Origin of the sequence: Blautia sp. OF03-15BH (genome assembly GCF_003463065.1) — a bacterium.
Classification (GTDB): domain Bacteria; phylum Bacillota; class Clostridia; order Lachnospirales; family Lachnospiraceae; genus Limivivens.
The window spans coordinates 1-16217 of the sequence record NZ_QSCM01000025.1; the positions used below are offsets into that span (position 1 = coordinate 1).

The 16217-nt window shown below is 48.8% G+C and carries 14 protein-coding genes; 1 reads left to right on the forward strand and 13 read right to left on the reverse strand.

Translation table 11 applies throughout. The features are described 5' to 3' along the window. Positions 1 to 162: 162 nt before the first annotated feature. The 8 genes from DXA57_RS15875 to DXA57_RS15910 all read right to left on the reverse strand — a co-directional run bounded on the left by DXA57_RS15875 (position 163) and on the right by DXA57_RS15910 (position 9638). Complete coding sequence (locus DXA57_RS15875) at positions 163 to 786, reverse strand: peptidase C39 (protein ID WP_117768247.1); 624 nt, start codon at positions 784 to 786, stop codon at positions 163 to 165. A gap of 24 nt (positions 787 to 810) precedes the next feature. Beyond that, positions 811 to 1917: a M20/M25/M40 family metallo-hydrolase gene (locus tag DXA57_RS15880; RefSeq protein ID WP_199612757.1), complete on the reverse strand. Its 1107-nt coding sequence runs from the start codon at positions 1915 to 1917 to the stop codon at positions 811 to 813. Next, a complete protein-coding gene (locus DXA57_RS15885) occupies positions 1914 to 2948 on the reverse strand; it encodes a polyamine ABC transporter substrate-binding protein (RefSeq protein ID WP_117768249.1) in 1035 nt (344 codons plus the stop codon). Before DXA57_RS15885 ends, DXA57_RS15880 begins: the two co-directional genes overlap by 4 nt. 26 nt (positions 2949 to 2974) lie before the next feature. Then, entirely contained in the window at positions 2975 to 3760 is a 786-nt protein-coding gene (locus DXA57_RS15890) for an ABC transporter permease (protein WP_117768250.1), read from the reverse strand. Continuing rightward, a complete protein-coding gene (locus DXA57_RS15895) occupies positions 3760 to 4614 on the reverse strand; it encodes an ABC transporter permease (protein WP_117768251.1) in 855 nt (284 codons plus the stop codon). The genes DXA57_RS15890 and DXA57_RS15895 overlap by 1 nt, the downstream gene beginning before the upstream one ends. A gap of 4 nt (positions 4615 to 4618) precedes the next feature. Then, a complete protein-coding gene (locus DXA57_RS15900) occupies positions 4619 to 5716 on the reverse strand; it encodes an ABC transporter ATP-binding protein (protein ID WP_117768252.1) in 1098 nt (365 codons plus the stop codon). A gap of 261 nt (positions 5717 to 5977) precedes the next feature. Next, positions 5978 to 7861, reverse strand: a complete 1884-nt coding sequence (locus DXA57_RS15905; RefSeq protein ID WP_117768253.1) for an ABC transporter ATP-binding protein — start codon at positions 7859 to 7861, stop codon at positions 5978 to 5980. Further along, positions 7854 to 9638 (reverse strand): ABC transporter ATP-binding protein, encoded by a 1785-nt coding sequence (locus DXA57_RS15910; RefSeq protein WP_117768254.1) that lies wholly within the window; start codon positions 9636 to 9638, stop codon positions 7854 to 7856. Before DXA57_RS15910 ends, DXA57_RS15905 begins: the two co-directional genes overlap by 8 nt. A 337-nt stretch (positions 9639 to 9975) precedes the next feature. On the opposite strand from DXA57_RS15910, the gene DXA57_RS15915 reads away from it, so the two are divergent. Then, entirely contained in the window at positions 9976 to 10389 is a 414-nt protein-coding gene (locus DXA57_RS15915; protein WP_117768255.1) for a BlaI/MecI/CopY family transcriptional regulator, read from the forward strand. Between the two features lie 49 nt (positions 10390 to 10438). Here the strand turns inward: DXA57_RS15915 and DXA57_RS15920 are convergent, their stop codons facing one another. The 5 genes from DXA57_RS15920 to DXA57_RS15940 form a co-directional block, all read right to left on the reverse strand. Then, entirely contained in the window at positions 10439 to 11041 is a 603-nt protein-coding gene (locus tag DXA57_RS15920; RefSeq protein ID WP_117768256.1) for a cytidylate kinase-like family protein, read from the reverse strand. Positions 11042 to 11062: 21 nt separating this feature from the next. Beyond that, the gene (locus tag DXA57_RS15925; protein ID WP_117768257.1) at positions 11063 to 12421 is read right to left on the reverse strand and encodes an SLC13 family permease; all 1359 of its coding nucleotides are present in this window, start codon (positions 12419 to 12421) and stop codon (positions 11063 to 11065) included. Positions 12422 to 12590: 169 nt separating this feature from the next. Next, complete coding sequence (locus DXA57_RS15930) at positions 12591 to 13028, reverse strand: MarR family winged helix-turn-helix transcriptional regulator (RefSeq protein ID WP_117768258.1); 438 nt, start codon at positions 13026 to 13028, stop codon at positions 12591 to 12593. A gap of 109 nt (positions 13029 to 13137) precedes the next feature. Further along, positions 13138 to 14853: an acetyl-CoA carboxylase, carboxyltransferase subunit beta gene (gene accD / locus DXA57_RS15935; RefSeq protein WP_117768259.1), complete on the reverse strand. Its 1716-nt coding sequence runs from the start codon at positions 14851 to 14853 to the stop codon at positions 13138 to 13140. Next, positions 14843 to 16204, reverse strand: a complete 1362-nt coding sequence (locus tag DXA57_RS15940) for an acetyl-CoA carboxylase biotin carboxylase subunit (RefSeq protein ID WP_117768260.1) — start codon at positions 16202 to 16204, stop codon at positions 14843 to 14845. The genes accD and DXA57_RS15940 overlap by 11 nt, the downstream gene beginning before the upstream one ends. Positions 16205 to 16217 lie beyond the last annotated feature (13 nt).

Genomic DNA, 16217 nt, shown 5'->3' on the forward strand with positions numbered 1-16217 from the left:
TTTGTGCAATTCATCTCCCACCTGCAGAGGAAGGAGAATTCTTGCTATGTTATGTTAAATCCTTTGATCATCGTAAAACCCTCCCTGTTTTTCCACGGAATGATCCGGAAAATAGTTTTATATTGCCATGATAAAACTTTGCGTTTCCAGCTGCAATTCCTTTTAAATAAAATATTCGATCGTATGTTCGCTGGTCAGCGCCGTCCTTTCGTTGAACAACAGTACGGCTTCCCTCAGCTCGTAGGGGCCAAACGCATAAAAACTCAGGTTTTCTTTGTTGAAATAAGCTTCCGGTACTTTCCGGTTGTAGGAAAAGGGGTGGTCCTGATCCACCTCGATGTCCGGATATTCTTTGAAGGGCTCCGGCTCGTAGTAAGGATCGAACATCAGGATCCTCTTGTCTTCTATCCCTGTAAGAAGAACATAATGCTCTTCATCATAGTAGAGACGGACGACGGCCACACCGCCCCGGCGGAGTGCATCGTTGATCTGGCTCTCCTGTCCCATGTAGACGCTTTTTCCGGAAAGATAACGGCTGGAAACAGGCAGCTTTGACACCTTGCCAAAGCCGTTCAGCCAGTTGCTGAGAAACATCATGGCAGCCCGTGAGGTTCCGTTCCCTCCGGGCCGTCCTTCTTCATTGTAACAGTCCAAACAATAGATCATAATGTTTCTCACGAGCTCCGCCGGGAGATCCTCCCGTTGAAAAAGATAGCTTAACGCATTTAAAACGGTCGTAGGACCACAATCAAATTCTGATACCTGATAATGAAGCGGATTCTTCATCTCCCGCCCCTCCTTCTTTCTGTCTTAACCTTCCAAAATCAGCGCTTCTACAAGAGACGCTCCCTTTTCCAGATCTTCCACCGTTGTGTATTCTCTGGTCGAATGTGCCTGATACATCCCACAGGACAGCACGATCCCGCGGATTCCATGCTCAGCGAAGGTATTGCAGTCACTTCCGCCAAAAGTTTCGGTCAGCTTTCCCGGAAGGCCAAGCTTATGTGCCGCACGGCGGAAATGCTTCACAGAAGCCTCTTCTTCTCCCGTATGATAAGCCACCAGATGGACGGAAACCTCAGACTCCAGAGACGCACCCTTTTTTTCTGCTTCCTCCAGAAAGATCCGCCGTACCGCTTCCATATAAGAAAGTGCTTTTTCATGACTGTAGCTCCGGATCTCACCTTCTACCGTACAGCTTTCCGGTACGATATTGGTGGCGGTTCCACCCCGGATGATGCCGATATTCAGCGTGGTATCCTCCTCCACATGTCCCTGCGGAAGTCTGGCAATGGCAAGGGCCGCCGCTGTCACTGCATGAATCCCTTTTTCCGGTTCAAAGCCTGCGTGCGCTGCTTTTCCATGGATCGTAAGCACAAAAGAGAGCAAGGACGGAGCCTGCACTGCAGCCGTTCCCACCGGACCGGAAAGATCCAGCACATAAGCCTCCTTTGCCCGGATCCTGGAAAAATCAAACACCCGGCTTCCTTTGGTATACACTTCTTCGGCGATCGGGAACAATACCTCGATGTCCCGGTGCGGCTTTCCGGAAGCCAGTACCCGGCGGATCCCGCCCAGGATCTCCACTAGACCGGCCGCATCATCTGCTCCCAGCACGGTCGTTCCATCTGATGTGATGACACCATCCTCATGAAAAACGGCTTTTTTTCTGATTCCCGGCTCCACCGTATCCATGTGGGCGGAAAAAAGAACGGGCTCCCCGGAAAGAGAGCCCTTCAGAAATCCATATACATTTCCTGCATTGCCGTCGTAATGGCTGCCTGCGTCATCCTCTTCCGTTTCAAACCCCAAAGCTTTCAGTTTTTCCTTCAGAAGATCTGCCATCCGGCGCTCACCGAAGCTTACGGAGTCCAGCTCCGTAAACCCGGCAAACTCTTCTAAAAGTTCGTTTCTCACTGTCCGCAGGCTGCCTTGAACTCTGTCCAGTTCTTGTTGTAGGCCTCGTCAGCCTCTGCGGATACGTTCTGGACGATCTCACCCTTGCTGACAGAATCCGGAACGACCAGATTCGGATCTACGAGATCATCTGCTGCCTTGATGGTGTTGTAATAACCGATATATTCCATGCATTTTGCTGCATTTTCCGGCTCCAGAATGTAATTCAGGAACTGGTTTGCAGCCTCTTTATTCGGTGCTTCGGAAGGAACGAAAGCGCCCATGATACCAAAGCCAAGTCCTTCTTCCGGATAAACGACCTTCAGATCCGGATTTTCAGCCAGTACCTGCGTAACCTGAGAGGTATAGAGGAATGCCACAGAAGCCTCGCCATTGAGAAGGGAGTTCTGCGTGTTGTCATCCTGGATCAGACGGATATTCGGAGCCAGTTCCAGAAGCTTCTGGCCAGCTTCTTCGATGACACTGACATCCTCTTCATTCATGGATTTGCCCATGGAAAGAAGGGTAATACCGTTGATCACACGATAGTTGGCAGTGATGGCTACCTGATCCTTCAGTTCCTCATTCCAGAGATCGGAATAACCTTTGATCTCAAAATCCACCATCTCCGGATCATAGACGATCAGCGGAATCCCTGCACCGTAAGGAACCGTATATTTATCATCCGGGTCATAGAACTGTCCCTGGTAAAGAGGATTGATATTTCCGAAGTTTGTGATGGCATCCTTATCGAGTTCGCTTACCAGCCCCTCATTCACTGCCTGCTCAATGATGTAATCATCCGCAACGACCACATCATAATCTCCGCCTTTTGCCTGAGAAAGCTTTTCCAGCATGGTTTCGTCCGTGTCAAAGTTGGAATAAACCACTTTTACACCGGTCTCTTCTTCGAAGCCGTCCAGGACTTCCTGCGGAAACATGTTTTCCCAGGTGAAAAGCACCAGTTCGTTGTCATCTGCCAGAGCACTCATTCCACATACGGAAAGAGCCGTCATGGCGGTCAGCATTGCTGCAAGCACACGTTTTTTCATTTCATTTTCCTCCTCATTTTCACTTTCTATCTTGAACCTCTGCTCTTTTTCTGAAAGAGAGAGGAGACAAGCTCTACCAGGATCACGGCTGTCAGGATCACCGTACAAAGGGCATTGATCTCCGGTGTTACGCCGGTTTTCAGCTGTGTATACACTTTGATGGGCAAGGTGGACAGCTTCGGTCCGTTTACAAAGATACTGATGACCACATCGTCAAAGGACATGGCAAAGGCCAGCAGACAGCCGGACAGGACAGCCGGCATGATCAGCGGCAGGGTGATGTCCCAGAAAATCCTTCGAGGGGAAGCTCCGAGATCCATAGCCGCCTCTTCCAGGGATTTATCGATTCCCACCAGTCTCGCCTTTACCATCATATATACATAAGGGATACAAAATGCGGAATGCGCCAAAACCAGAGTCAGCATACCAAACGGCAGGTTCAAAAGAGAGAAAAAGGCCATAAACACCATACCGAGGATGATCTCCGGCACCATGATCGGCACCGTGGAAAGATACTCCATCATTCCCTTACTTTTATAATTTACCCGCGCCATTCCGATCGCGCCCAGCGTTCCGATAACGGCAGCCACCAGACAGCTCACCACTCCCAGGATCAGGCTGTTTTTCAGAGCCGCGATCAGAGCCGCATCCTGAAAAAGCTTCTGATACCAGCTCAGGGTAAAGCCCTTCCAGGAAACCGTCAGTTTCGAATCGTTAAAGGAAAAGATCACCACCATCACCAGCGGCAGATATGTGATCGCCATGACAACCGCCAGATACAGATGGGAAAACCTGAATTTTTTCTTTTTCATCAGAACAGTCCCTCCAGATCTTTTACATGGGTGATCTTCCGGTAAAAGAAGATCATCAGGCTGGTGAGCACCGTCAGGATCACAGCCAGAGCCGCCGCAAAGGGCCAGTTGCTTCCACGGGTCAGCTGATCCTGGATCAGACTTCCCACCAGAACGATCTTATTTCCTCCCAGGATATCGGCGATAAAGAAAAGCCCCATCGAAGGAATAAAGGTCAGGATCACGCCGGAAAGAAGACCCGGCAGAGTCAGTTTCAGAGTCACGGTAAGGAAGGCTTTCAAAGGAGAAGCACCAAGGTCTCTCGCAGCCTCCACCAGATCCCAGTCCATTTTTTCCACGCTGGAATAAACAGCAAGGATCATAAAAGGCAGAAGTGCATAGATCATGCCGACGACCACTGCCGGATAACTGTAGAGCAGCTTCAGCGGTTTATCGATCAGTCCCAGTGCCTTTAAAACTCCATTCAGGATCCCTTTTGCCTGAAGAATGATGATCCAGCCGTAAAGACGGATCAGGGAACTGGTCCAGAACGGTACCATGATCAGGAACATCATGCGTTTTTTGCCTTTTTCGGAAAGCTTTGCCATAAAATATCCAAACGGATAACCAATGAGTGTTACCAGGATCGTTGTGGTAAAGGCCAGCTGAAAGGACTGTGCAAAACACTGCAGATAAACAGAATCCGTCATTTTCCGGTAATTATCCAGGGTAAAGATCCAGCGGAAGCCATAACCGTCACCATTGTTCGTGGCAAAGCTCACAGCTACCATATAGATCATGGGACCCAGCACAAAAAGCAATGTAAACAGATAGAGCGGTGCGACCAGAAGTCCCCATTTGTTTTTCTTTTTCATCCCGTCAGGCCTCCATATCCACAAAAACTGCCTGTTCCGGCTCCCATTCCAGATACACCTGATCTCCGATGTCATAATCGAAGTTGATGCCATGGCGGCTTACCACCACTTCATCTCCGTCATGGAGTTTCACCACGATCCGGAGCATACCGCCCACAAAGGTTTTCTCCACGATGCTTCCGGTAAGACTGCAGGCACTCTTCGGCTCTCTCCAGACACTGATCTGCTCGCTGCGGACAGCCAGTGTTTCTTCGTCACCTTTGGAGACAAAGAATTTCTCTCTGTTACAGACCATGGTGCCGGAGGAATTCCGAAGCACCACCGTTTCTCCGTCGATGTCTTCCACTGTTCCTTTCAGTACATTGGCAGAGCCCACAAAAGAAGCCACATAGCTGGTCTTCGGATGATCGTAGATCTCCGATGGACTTCCGATCTGTTCAAACCGGCCATCCCGCATGACCACAATGGTATCTGACATATTGATGGCTTCTTCCTGGTCATGTGTGATATAAATAAAGGTAATGCCCAGCTTTTTCTGCAGCCGTTTCAGTTCATGCTGCATCTGCCGGCGAAGCTGCAGGTCCAGGGCTCCCAGCGGTTCATCCAGAAGAAGCACCTTCGGATTGTTGATCAGGGCTCTTGCAATGGCTACCCGCTGCTTCTGGCCTCCGCTCATTTCGGAAGGCATTCTCTTTTCAAAGCCCTGAAGCTGCACCAGCTCCAGCATCTCGTTTACCCGTTTTCGGATCTCGGCCTTTCCCACCTTCTTGATCTTCAGACCGTAACCGATGTTATCAGCCACATTCATATGAGGGAACAGGGCGTAATTCTGAAAGACGGTGTTGACGTTCCGCTTTTCCGGTCCGTCGCCCTTCACGTCCCGTCCTTCCAGAAGTACTTCGCCCTCATCCGGACTCTCCAGACCTGCGATGATACGGAGTGTGGTGGTCTTGCCACAGCCGGATGAGCCCAAAAGCGTCAGAAACTCTCCCGCTTTGACAGAAAGATTGATTCCTTTTAAGACAGGTACCTCTCCAAAGGTCTTCTTTATATTTTTCAATTCCAGTACCACTGGTTTTTCTCTGTAGCTTTCTTCTTCCATTTTCTTCCTTCCTGAAAAAATCCATCCTGCGGACAGATTTTCCTACTGATTTAGTGGGTATTCTATCATCTGCATTTTCCTGTGTCAAGTTTCTTTCTATTGAAATCTCCTATCAACAGCTATAGGAAAAAGCTTTCTCCGAACTTTACTCCAGATACAGAAAAATCCCTGCCAGCGCCGGAAACGCTGACAGAGACTTCATTGTCCCGAACATACTGAGTTCGGAGGTATTATATCTTATTTATTTTACATTGTAAAGCGTTACTTTATCAAGTTTTCCTTGTGATACTGCAATGTGTACAGCTGATAGTAGCTTCCATGAGCTGCCAGAAGCTCCTGATGATTTCCCTGCTCCAGAATTTTTCCTTTGGAGAGGACAATGATGTTGTCGGCATGCTGGATCGTGGACAAACGATGTGCCACGATAAGCATGGTTCCGATATTTCTCATTTTTTCCAGGGAATCCTGGATCAAAAGCTCGGTCTCCGTATCGATATTTGCCGTTGCCTCGTCAAGGATCATGACCGCCGGCTCATGGATGATGGTCCGGGCAAAGGAAAGGAGCTGACGCTGTCCTGCGGAAAAGTTATTTCCCCTCTCCCTGACTTCCTCATCCAGTCCGTGATCCAGACGGTTGATAAAATGATCTGCGTTTACATAACGGCAGACTTCTTGGATCCGTTCATCGGAAATCCCTTCTTCCCGAAGGACAATATTGCTCCGGATCGTACCGGAAAACAGAAAGACATCCTGAAGCATCTGACCGAAGTGTTTCCGAAGAGAAGAAATCTTGATCTTCCGTATATCGATGCCGTCAATGAGGATCTGTCCCTTCTGAAACTCATAATTCCGGCAGATCAGCGCCAGGATTGTTGTCTTTCCGGAACCGGTGGAACCGACAAAGGCTACGGTCTCTTTGGGGGCCACATGGAAGGAAACGCCCTTCAGTACCCATTCTCCCGGCACATAGCTGAACCATACGTCTTTGAACTCGATCTCGCCCCGAACCTCGGTAAGTTCCACGGCATCCTCGGCATCCACCAGCTTGATGGGAAGATCAAGGATGGAAAATACTTTTTCTGCGGAAGCAAACGCGGACTGAAGCCAGTTGAACTGCTCCGCCAGGTTCTGGATCGGGTCAAAAAATCTGGAAATGTACATATAAAACGTAACAATGGTTCCGCTGGTCAGCGTCTGGCCCAGAAAGCTGGTGTTTTCAATATAGCCTTTTCCACCCAGATAGAGCAGGCAGAGCACCGAGCTGATGTAAAGCATATATACCAGCGGGCGGAAAACGCCAAACACAAAGATCTGTTCCCTCTTGGCTTTTCCCAAGGCATTGCTTCTGGCTGTGAATTCTTTCTTTTTGATGTCTTCCCGGTTAAAGATCTGTGTGATCTTGATACCGGAGAGGTTCTCAGACAGATAAGTATTGATATCTGTCGTGCAGTCTTTTACCTTACGGTGCGCTTTTCTCGTAAATTTTCGAAAGATCACAGAGAAAAGAATGATGAATGGCACGAAACAAAGCACCATCAGTGTCAATTCCACGTTTAAAAGCAGCATGGCCGCCAAAATACCGAAGATCACAAAAAAGTTCTTCACGAGATTCACCAGAAGATTGGTAAACATCAGGGAAATGGCATTGGTGTCATTGGTTGTCCGTGTCACCAGCTTTCCGACTGGGATCTCATTGAGCTGTTCCTGAGAAAGCGCCTCAATATGCGTAAACAGATCTTCTCTCATGGATGAGATGATCTTCTGCCCTGTTTTCTGCAGGATGATCGCCTGAAGATAAGAACAGCCCATGGAAACCAGAAGGATCGCCGCATAGGCAGCCACATAGAGGAACAATGTTTTCAGTGGGAAATCACCAACCACCAGTTCCTCGATCTCACCCACGATCAGCGGTGAGATAATACTGTAGGCAATGGAAAAGACCATCAGACATCCGACAAAGACAAACTCTTTTCGGTAAGGCGCCGCGTACTTCATCAGACGCTTCATGATCTCGCCGTCTTTCATGTTCCGCTCAAAACCCATGCTCTCTTTTTTGTCCTTTACCAGACCATAGGCGATGAGAAGAATGAGAGAGATCGTACCGATGATGCCTCCAATCAGCAAAAGCGGATAATATTTATGCATTTGTCTCACCCTCTCTTTCCTCTTCTTCCAGCTTCTGAAGATCTACCATTTTCCGGTATTCTTCGCAGGAAGCATAAAGCTCCCTGTGCGTACCTACGGCTTTCACTTCACCCTCATCCATGAAAATGATCTTATCCATTTCCTCCACCGTTGAGATCCGGTGCGCAATGAGGAGCGTTGTCCTGCCTTCCCGCTTTTTCAGATTTTCCAGGATGATGCGCTCTGTCTTCGTATCCACGGCAGAAACAGAATCGTCCAGGATCATTACCGGAGCATTTTTGATCAGCGCTCTGGCAATGGAGATTCTCTGTTTCTGTCCACCGGAAACCGTCACGCCGCGTTCTCCGAGTACCGTATCGTAACCTTCCTTGAAATCAATGATATTTTCGTGAACATCTGCCATTTTCGCAGCCTGCTCCACCTGCTCATAATCTGCCTCATCGAAGGAAAAGCCGATGTTCCGCTCGATGCTGTCAGAGAAAAGGAAGCTGTCCTGCGGCACATAGGCACAGCCTTCCCGGACAGAATGGATGGAAATATCGTTGACATCCTGATCATCGATAAAGAGTGTGCCGTCTTCCACGTTGTAGGTCCGAAGGATCAGATCCACCAGCGTGGTTTTTCCAGAGCCTGTTTTTCCGACGATCCCTACGCTCTCACCGGCGTTTATGACAAAAGAAACGTTTTTCAGGACATCAAATTCCCCGTCCGGATAACGGAACGTCAGATTTCTGAATTCGATCTTTCCTTTGATTTCCTCTGCATCATGGACTCCCTGACGATCTTTCACATGAATCCTGGCATCCAGAAGCTCGCTGACGCGGTTCAGGGACGCCTTGCCGCGGGAAGTTTTCTCAATGAGCATGGAAACCGCCATGATCGGCCACACGATCGCAGAGAAATATCCGATGTACTCCACCAGCTGGCCGGCATTGAATTTTCCCTGGTAGACCAGATAACCGCCATAACCCAGGATCACACAGATCACCGATTCCACAAAAAGAGTGACCATGATATTCAGAAGTGTGGAGATCCGGGTATAGGTCACATTGGTGTCCTCGTTTTCCTTGTTGAGTTTCCGAAAGGCATAGAGCTCCTTGTACTCTTTTACGAACGCTTTGATGACAGCAATACCGGAATAACTCTCCTGTGCAAAATCAGAAAGGTCCGAAAAAGCCTGCTGGCGCTCTTCCCATTTCTTTACCATGACTTTTCCGAGTCCTGTTCCGACGGTCAGAAGGAAGGCCATTGGAATCAAGGCAAAAACGGTCAGCAGATGATCCATATTCCACATCTTAAGAATAGCCAGAAGCCCAAGCAGCAACGCATCAAAAAACATCAGGACACCGTCACCGAAGCACTCCTGGATCGTATCCAGATCGTTGGTATAAAGACTCATAAGGTTTCCTACTTTATTGACCTGATAATACTCCTGCGAGAGCATGCGGCTGTGATCAAACATCCGGTTTCGAAGATCCGTTTCCACACGGACTGCCGCACTAAAAAAACAGACTCTCCAGAGAAAACGGCCAAAAACCATGGCCAGAATGATCCAGATCATCGGCAGGCAGATCTGATCCAGCAGCACATCCATGGTGAACGCCACTCTCTGCCCGTCGATCACCACTTCGCCGCCATTTGTGCCATTGATCACCATGCGGTAGAGTTCCGGCACCTTGAGCTGAAAAAAATCAACCAGTACCAGTGCAGCCAGCCCGAGAAGAAGCAGCGGTGCATTTTTGAGGTAATACCGATTGATATGCTTTCCGAATATCATTTGTTTGTCCCCCCGTTAATAAATTTTTAGACTCTCTGTGAATTGTTTGCAGAGAAACAATTTTACCTCATGATACCAAGACTGTCATGAAAATACAAGTACTTGCCTCAACTCCGAGCAAGAAAAAAACAAGCTTTTTCTTTGCATAATTTCTGTATAAAACATCCTCTTTTTACATTTTTATACCATCATTAATATAATTTTTTATTGACAATCCCTACCTCTTTGATATAAAATCCAAATAAAACAGAAATGTTTTATTTTCAAAGAAAACTCGGAATGTTTTCCGTTTGTTCTTTTGCCCCTTAATACACATCACAGGAAAGGAAGTGCCCACATGTTGGCAAAAGGAAAAACCTGGTCCCCTACCAGACGTGAACAGGATGTTTTGGAAGTTCTCTGGACAGGTGAAAAACCCATGACCGCCTCTGAAATCGTGAACGCAAACCCCGAACTGACTATGAATACGGTTCAGGCAGTTTTAAGAAAGCTGCTCGGTCAGAAGATTATCGAAGTGGCCGACATCGTTTACAGCGGAACCGTTCTCTCCAGGAGTTATCGCCCCCTCATCTCTCATGATGAATTTATTTCTTCCCAATTCTCCCAGGATCTGGAACGCTTAAACAAAACCATTTCCAAACCCTCTCTTCTCAAGACCCTCTTTGATGCGGAAAAAGACCGCGACCGGGTAAAAGCAGAGATTGAAGAACTGGAACAAATGCTTGACGAATACAGAAAAAAACTGCAGTAAAAAAACACCTCCGGTCATTTCTATCTGACCGGAGGTATTTTTTACTTTTTTACATAACGGCGATACGCGCGTCAACATACTGAATCAGGGTCTGAAGCGTTCCATCGACACCAAGTCTGCTGCTGTTGATGGAAAGATCATAGTTCCGGGAATCTCCCCAGGCGATCTCACAGTAACGATTATGGTACTGTTTTCTGCGCTTGTCCTTCTCTTTCATGAACTCCCTGGCTTCTTTTTCACTCATGTTGTAATACTTCATGACACGTTCTGCCTTCTTACTGATGTCTCCGCCCACAAAGATGGACACCAGGCAGTTGTATTCCCTGAGAATGGTCTCAGAGCAACGTCCGACTACCACAAAGGAATCGCCAACCTTGGCTTTTTCCCGAAGATAATCAAACTGCAGATTTGCCACATTCTGCTCCGGTGAACTGTTCAGGCCACGGACGGTACGGTACAGGAAACGGTTCCACTTTACCTCATCATAGGCTGCCAGCTCATTGCCGTCCAGGTTTCGCTTTGCTGCGATCTCTTTTAAAAGATCGTGATCGTACATGGGCAGTCCGTAATGGTCTGCAAGCCCCTGGGCGATCTCATGACCGCCGCTTCCAAATTCACGTCCTACAGAAATGATCAGCTGTTTTTTCTTCATACAAATCTCCCCCTTGCTTTTTTACAGATATCTCACATAGATCATAACGAGGGATACTGCGATCACGATAGCCGTTGCCGGTGCCATGGCTTTGCAGTATCTGCCCCATTTGATGATGTGTCCTTCTTTTGCCGCGGTCGCAATACCCACAACATTTGCGGAAGCTCCGATAGGTGTTGCGCTTCCTCCGATATCCGTTCCCATGGCAAGTGCCCAGGAAAGAACGGTGATGTCGATTCCCTGTGTCGTTGCAGCCAGGTTCGTGATAACCGGGATCATGGTCGCTGCAAACGGAATATTGTCAATGAACGCACTGGCCACTGCCGAAACGATCACAATGATCGCGATCATCAAGGCGATATTTCCGCCGCTGACCTTCTCAATGATGCCGGCCAGGATCTTCAGAACGCCCGTCTGCTCCAGACCGCCGACTACAACAAAAAGGCCGATAAAAAACAGAAGCGTCTCGTAATCAATCTTCTTTAAAAGTCCCGGTCCCTCTTTTCCTGCTGCGAGCAGTGTAGCCGCCGCGATACAGACACCAATCGTAGACACCGTAAGTCCGGTCTGCGCATGTGTCACCAGCAGAACCACGGCACAAAGAAAGATCACAGAGCTTGCGATAAAACCGCTCTTGCTGGTGATCGCCTCTGCCGGATCCGGGTACTGGGATGGATCTTTTTTCGCCGCACCATTCTTCTCCAGCTCCTTATGGAAGATGAAGTAAAAGTATACAACGACAAGAACCAGTGCTACAACGGCGATGAGACCGGTATTTTTGATAAAATCCATAAAGGTAAAGCCTAAAGAAGTACCGATGATGATGTTGGGCGGATCTCCGCACATGGTAGCCGAGCCTCCCAGGTTCGCACAGAAGATCTCTGAAAGGATCATGGGAACCGGATTAAATTCCAGAAGCTTGGAAAGCTCGATGGTCACAGCTGCCAGAAACAGGATCACCGTAATGCTGTCGATAAACATAGCAAGTACAAAGGATAATACCATAAAGGTCACAAAAATAGGGATGACCTGATATTTTACCAGCTTTGCAAGACGCATGCAGAGCCAGCGGAAAAAGCCGACCCTTGCCATTCCTTCCACCATGATCATCATACCTGCGATGAAGATAATGGTCTGCCAGTTGATACCGGAGGATGCCTCGGAGGACTCTCCGGCTGCGTACCAGAATGCTGTGGTGAAAATGCTTTTCACGTTGAGCGTTTCCCAGACTGCGTTCATGCTGTGCATGCCGAATCCAAATACAAGGATCAGCGTCAGCAGTCCGCAGCCCAGTGTGATCAGATGTCTGTCCCATATTTCCAGAATGATCAAAACAAACATGGCCAAAAATATGATCAGTGCTAAAATCTGTGCTGTCATTTGTTTTCCCTCTATTCTCTACATATTTTTTACAGGTACGAAGCTTTTCGGAAGCCCTGTCTCCCCTTTGCTCCGTCCTGATTATGAATATAGAGAACGATCATAAAGCTCTTCACGTTATCCACCTCGATGTTACATTTCCGTTCATTTATCCACATATCAGGGGTTTTCAACCCTTATATTGTTCAAAAAAATCCACAAGGCCTGTCAGTGCCTTTTCCAAAATGGAAAGTTCCTCCGAATCCAGCTGCTGCATCACCTGTTCCGTCATGCGACGGTGAAATTCTGCATGATGTGCATAGGCTTTTTTCCCTTTTGCCGTCAAGCGGATATAAACCACCCTTCGATCCTTGCCGCTCCGTTCTCTTTCGGTATAGCCTTTTTTCACCAGGCCATTCATAGAGGTTGTCAAAGAACCGACCGTGATATGCAGAGCCGCAGCGATATCCGACATTTTCCGTCCATCCAGACCCACAGCTTCCATAATATGCATATCGTTATAGGTAAGATCCTTAAAATCTCCTGTCGTCAGCGCATTCTTTTCCAGCTGCCATACCTCATTAAACAGATGAACCAGTACATCATTTATCACATTCCCGTTTTCCACACTCTGCCCCTCCCATTTATGAAGCCGGAATCCAGGATGTTTTCCTGAATTCCGGCTCCTGCTATCCAAGGATTATACCACATTTTTTTTCCTTTGCCTATTGTGATTTTCACATTATTCGAAAGCGTTCCCATCGGTGTTTCAGCAATTCTTCATCAGAAAAGATTCCGTACGTATCCAGGAAAAGCCGGATTCCTTCCCGGACGCGGCCGATCTCTTTCGGGAGATTTTCCAGTGTAAGGGGCACTTCTTCCGGAATCACTTCCTCTACCATTCCCTGTTTTTTCAGCTGGTCGGCCGTCATTCCCATGACTTTTGCCGCTTCTCTGGCTCTGGAGCTGTCCTTCCATAAAATAGAAGCAAAGCCCTCCGGGGAAAGGATCGAATAAACGGCATGTTCCATCATCCAGACCTCATCTGCCAGGGCAAAAGCCAGGGCACCACCGCTTCCTCCTTCTCCGATAACCAGTGAAAAAACAGGGGTTTTCAGAGCAGAAAGATCATAAAGACTTCTGGCGATAGCCTCACCCTGTCCCCGTTCCTCTGCTTCCATTCCGCAGAAAGCACCTGGCGTATCCACAAAGAACAGAACGGGACGATGGAATTTTTCCGCCTGCTTCATGAGACGCTGGGCTTTCCGGTAGCCCTCCGGAGAGACCATACCGAAATTGCGTTTTACATTTTCTTTCGTTCCATGGCCTTTTTCCTGCGCAATCACAGTCACCGGTCTTCCTTCAAAAAACGCAAGCCCTCCGATCACAGAAGGATCATCCCGGAAACAGCGGTCTCCGTGAAGCTCTGTGAAACCATCAAAAAGAAGCGCCAGAAAGTCCGCACTTCTGGGGCGTTCCGCCGAACGGGCCAGAGAGACATGGTCCCAGGCTTCCATACCTTCTTCCGGTTTTCTGCGTGCAAAGACGGTTTCCAGCTTTTTGTGAAGCTCTGCGATCTGTTTTTCTGAGGAGCACTCCTTCCTTTCCATCGGCAGTGCGTGCATCCGGAGAAGCTGATGTAAAGTCCGTTTCATCTCTTTCCGCTCCACAATGCCATCCAGAAAACCATGCTCAAGCAAGAATTCCGACTTCTGAAAACCGGCCGGCAGCTTCTGACCGATGGTCTGCTCGATCACACGGGGACCTGCAAAGCCGATCAGTGCACCCGGTTCTGCCAGAATGATGTCACCCAGCATGGCAAAGCTGGCCGTCACACCTCCGGTCGTCGGATTCGTCAGCACACTGATATAAAGAAGGCCGGCATCGCTGTGACGGCGGATGGCTGCGGAAGTCTTGGCCATCTGCATGAGAGAAGTCATCCCTTCCTGCATCCTGGCTCCTCCGGAGCAAACAAAAAAGATCACCGGAAGGCGGTCTTTCGTTGCCCGTTCCACCGCTCTGGTGATCTTTTCTCCCACCACTTCTCCCATGCTTGCCATGAGAAAACGGCTGTCACAGACGCCGAAGGCTGTAGGGATTCCGTTGATCCGTCCCTTTCCTGTGAGCACAGCCTCATCCAATCCTGTTTTTTCCCTGAGACCGGAAAGCTTCTCCAGATATCCACGGTATCCCATTGGATTTTTTTCTTCCAGATCGGTATCCCACTCTTCAAAGCTTCCCTCATCCAGCACCTGCTCGATCCGGTGGCGGGCATGCATGCGAAAATAGTTTCCGCAGCTGGGACAGATATCCTGATTCTGTCTGGCCTCCTCCACAAAAACCGCAGTTTTGCAGACCTTACAACGCTTCATAAGTCCATCCGGGACCTCTGTGTGCTTTTTCCGCAGGATCCCTAAATTCACCGTCCGTTTAAAACTCTGCTTAAAGTTCATTGCTTATCCCTCCGATCCTGTGTGTATTCAGAAATTCAATATCAAAGTTTCCAGCCTGATAGTCCGGATCACTGAGGATCTCATACTGATAATCGATGTTCGTGTCGATGCCGCTTAAAATGGTCTCCCCAAGGGCGCTTCTCATTTTTGCGATGGCTTCCTCTCTGGTCTTTCCATGGACGATGAGCTTTGCCACCATGGAATCATAATAAGGAGGCACCTGATAACCACTGTAGATCCCGGTATCCACCCGTACACCATTTCCCCCCGGGAAATGCAATTCTGAAATTTTTCCGGGAGAAGGACGGAATCCCTTCACCGGGTTCTCCGCATTGATCCGGCATTCGATGGCATGACCTTCCAGGCGGACTTCCTCCTGGCTCACGGAAAGCGGCAGGCCGGAAGCGATCCGAAGCTGCTCCTTTACCAGATCCAGTCCCGTCACAAGCTCTGTCACCGGATGCTCCACCTGGATACGGGTGTTCATCTCCATGAAGTAAAAACGTCCGTCTCCCTCCAGGAGAAATTCAATGGTTCCGGCATTGACATAACCTGCTGCTTTTGCCGCTCCCACAGCCGCTTTTCCCATGGCACTTCTCAGTTCCTGGGAAATAGCAGCCGACGGGCTCTCCTCGATCATCTTCTGGTGATTTCTCTGAATGGAACAGTCGCGTTCTCCCAGATGGATCACATTCCCCTGGCTGTCTGCCAGGATCTGAAATTCAATGTGTCTGGGATGCTCCACAAAATGTTCGATATACATTGTGCCGTCGCCAAAGGCGGATTCCGCCTCTTTTTTTGCGGTAAGAAATGCCTGGGAAAATTCCTCTCTGGTCCAGGCGGTACGCATACCTTTTCCACCGCCGCCCAGAGCAGCCTTCACGATCACGGGATAACCGATCCTGTCTGCCTCTTTTTCTCCTTCTTCCACTTCGAGGATCGGATGGTCGGTCCCCGGAATTACCGGGATCCCCGCAGATACCATGGTGTTTCGTGCGATCTGTTTGTTTCCCAGAGCCCGGATCACGTTGGATGAGGGTCCTACGAAGGTCAGACCGCATTTCTCACAGACCTCCGCGAAACGGGCATTTTCTGAAAGAAAACCGAAACCCGGATGCACGGCATCTGCTCCTGTCACCATAGCTGCACTTAAGATCCGCTCCATATTCAGATAGCTGTCTTTGGAAGGAGCCGGTCCGATGCAGACGGCCTCATCAGCCAGCTGCGTGTGCAGGCTGTCTTTGTCCGCCTCCGAATATACTGCCACAGTCGCAATTCCCATTTCTCTGCATGCCCGTATGATCCGGACAGCGATCTCGCCCCGATTGGCGATCAGCAATTTCTGTATCATATCTTCACCTTTG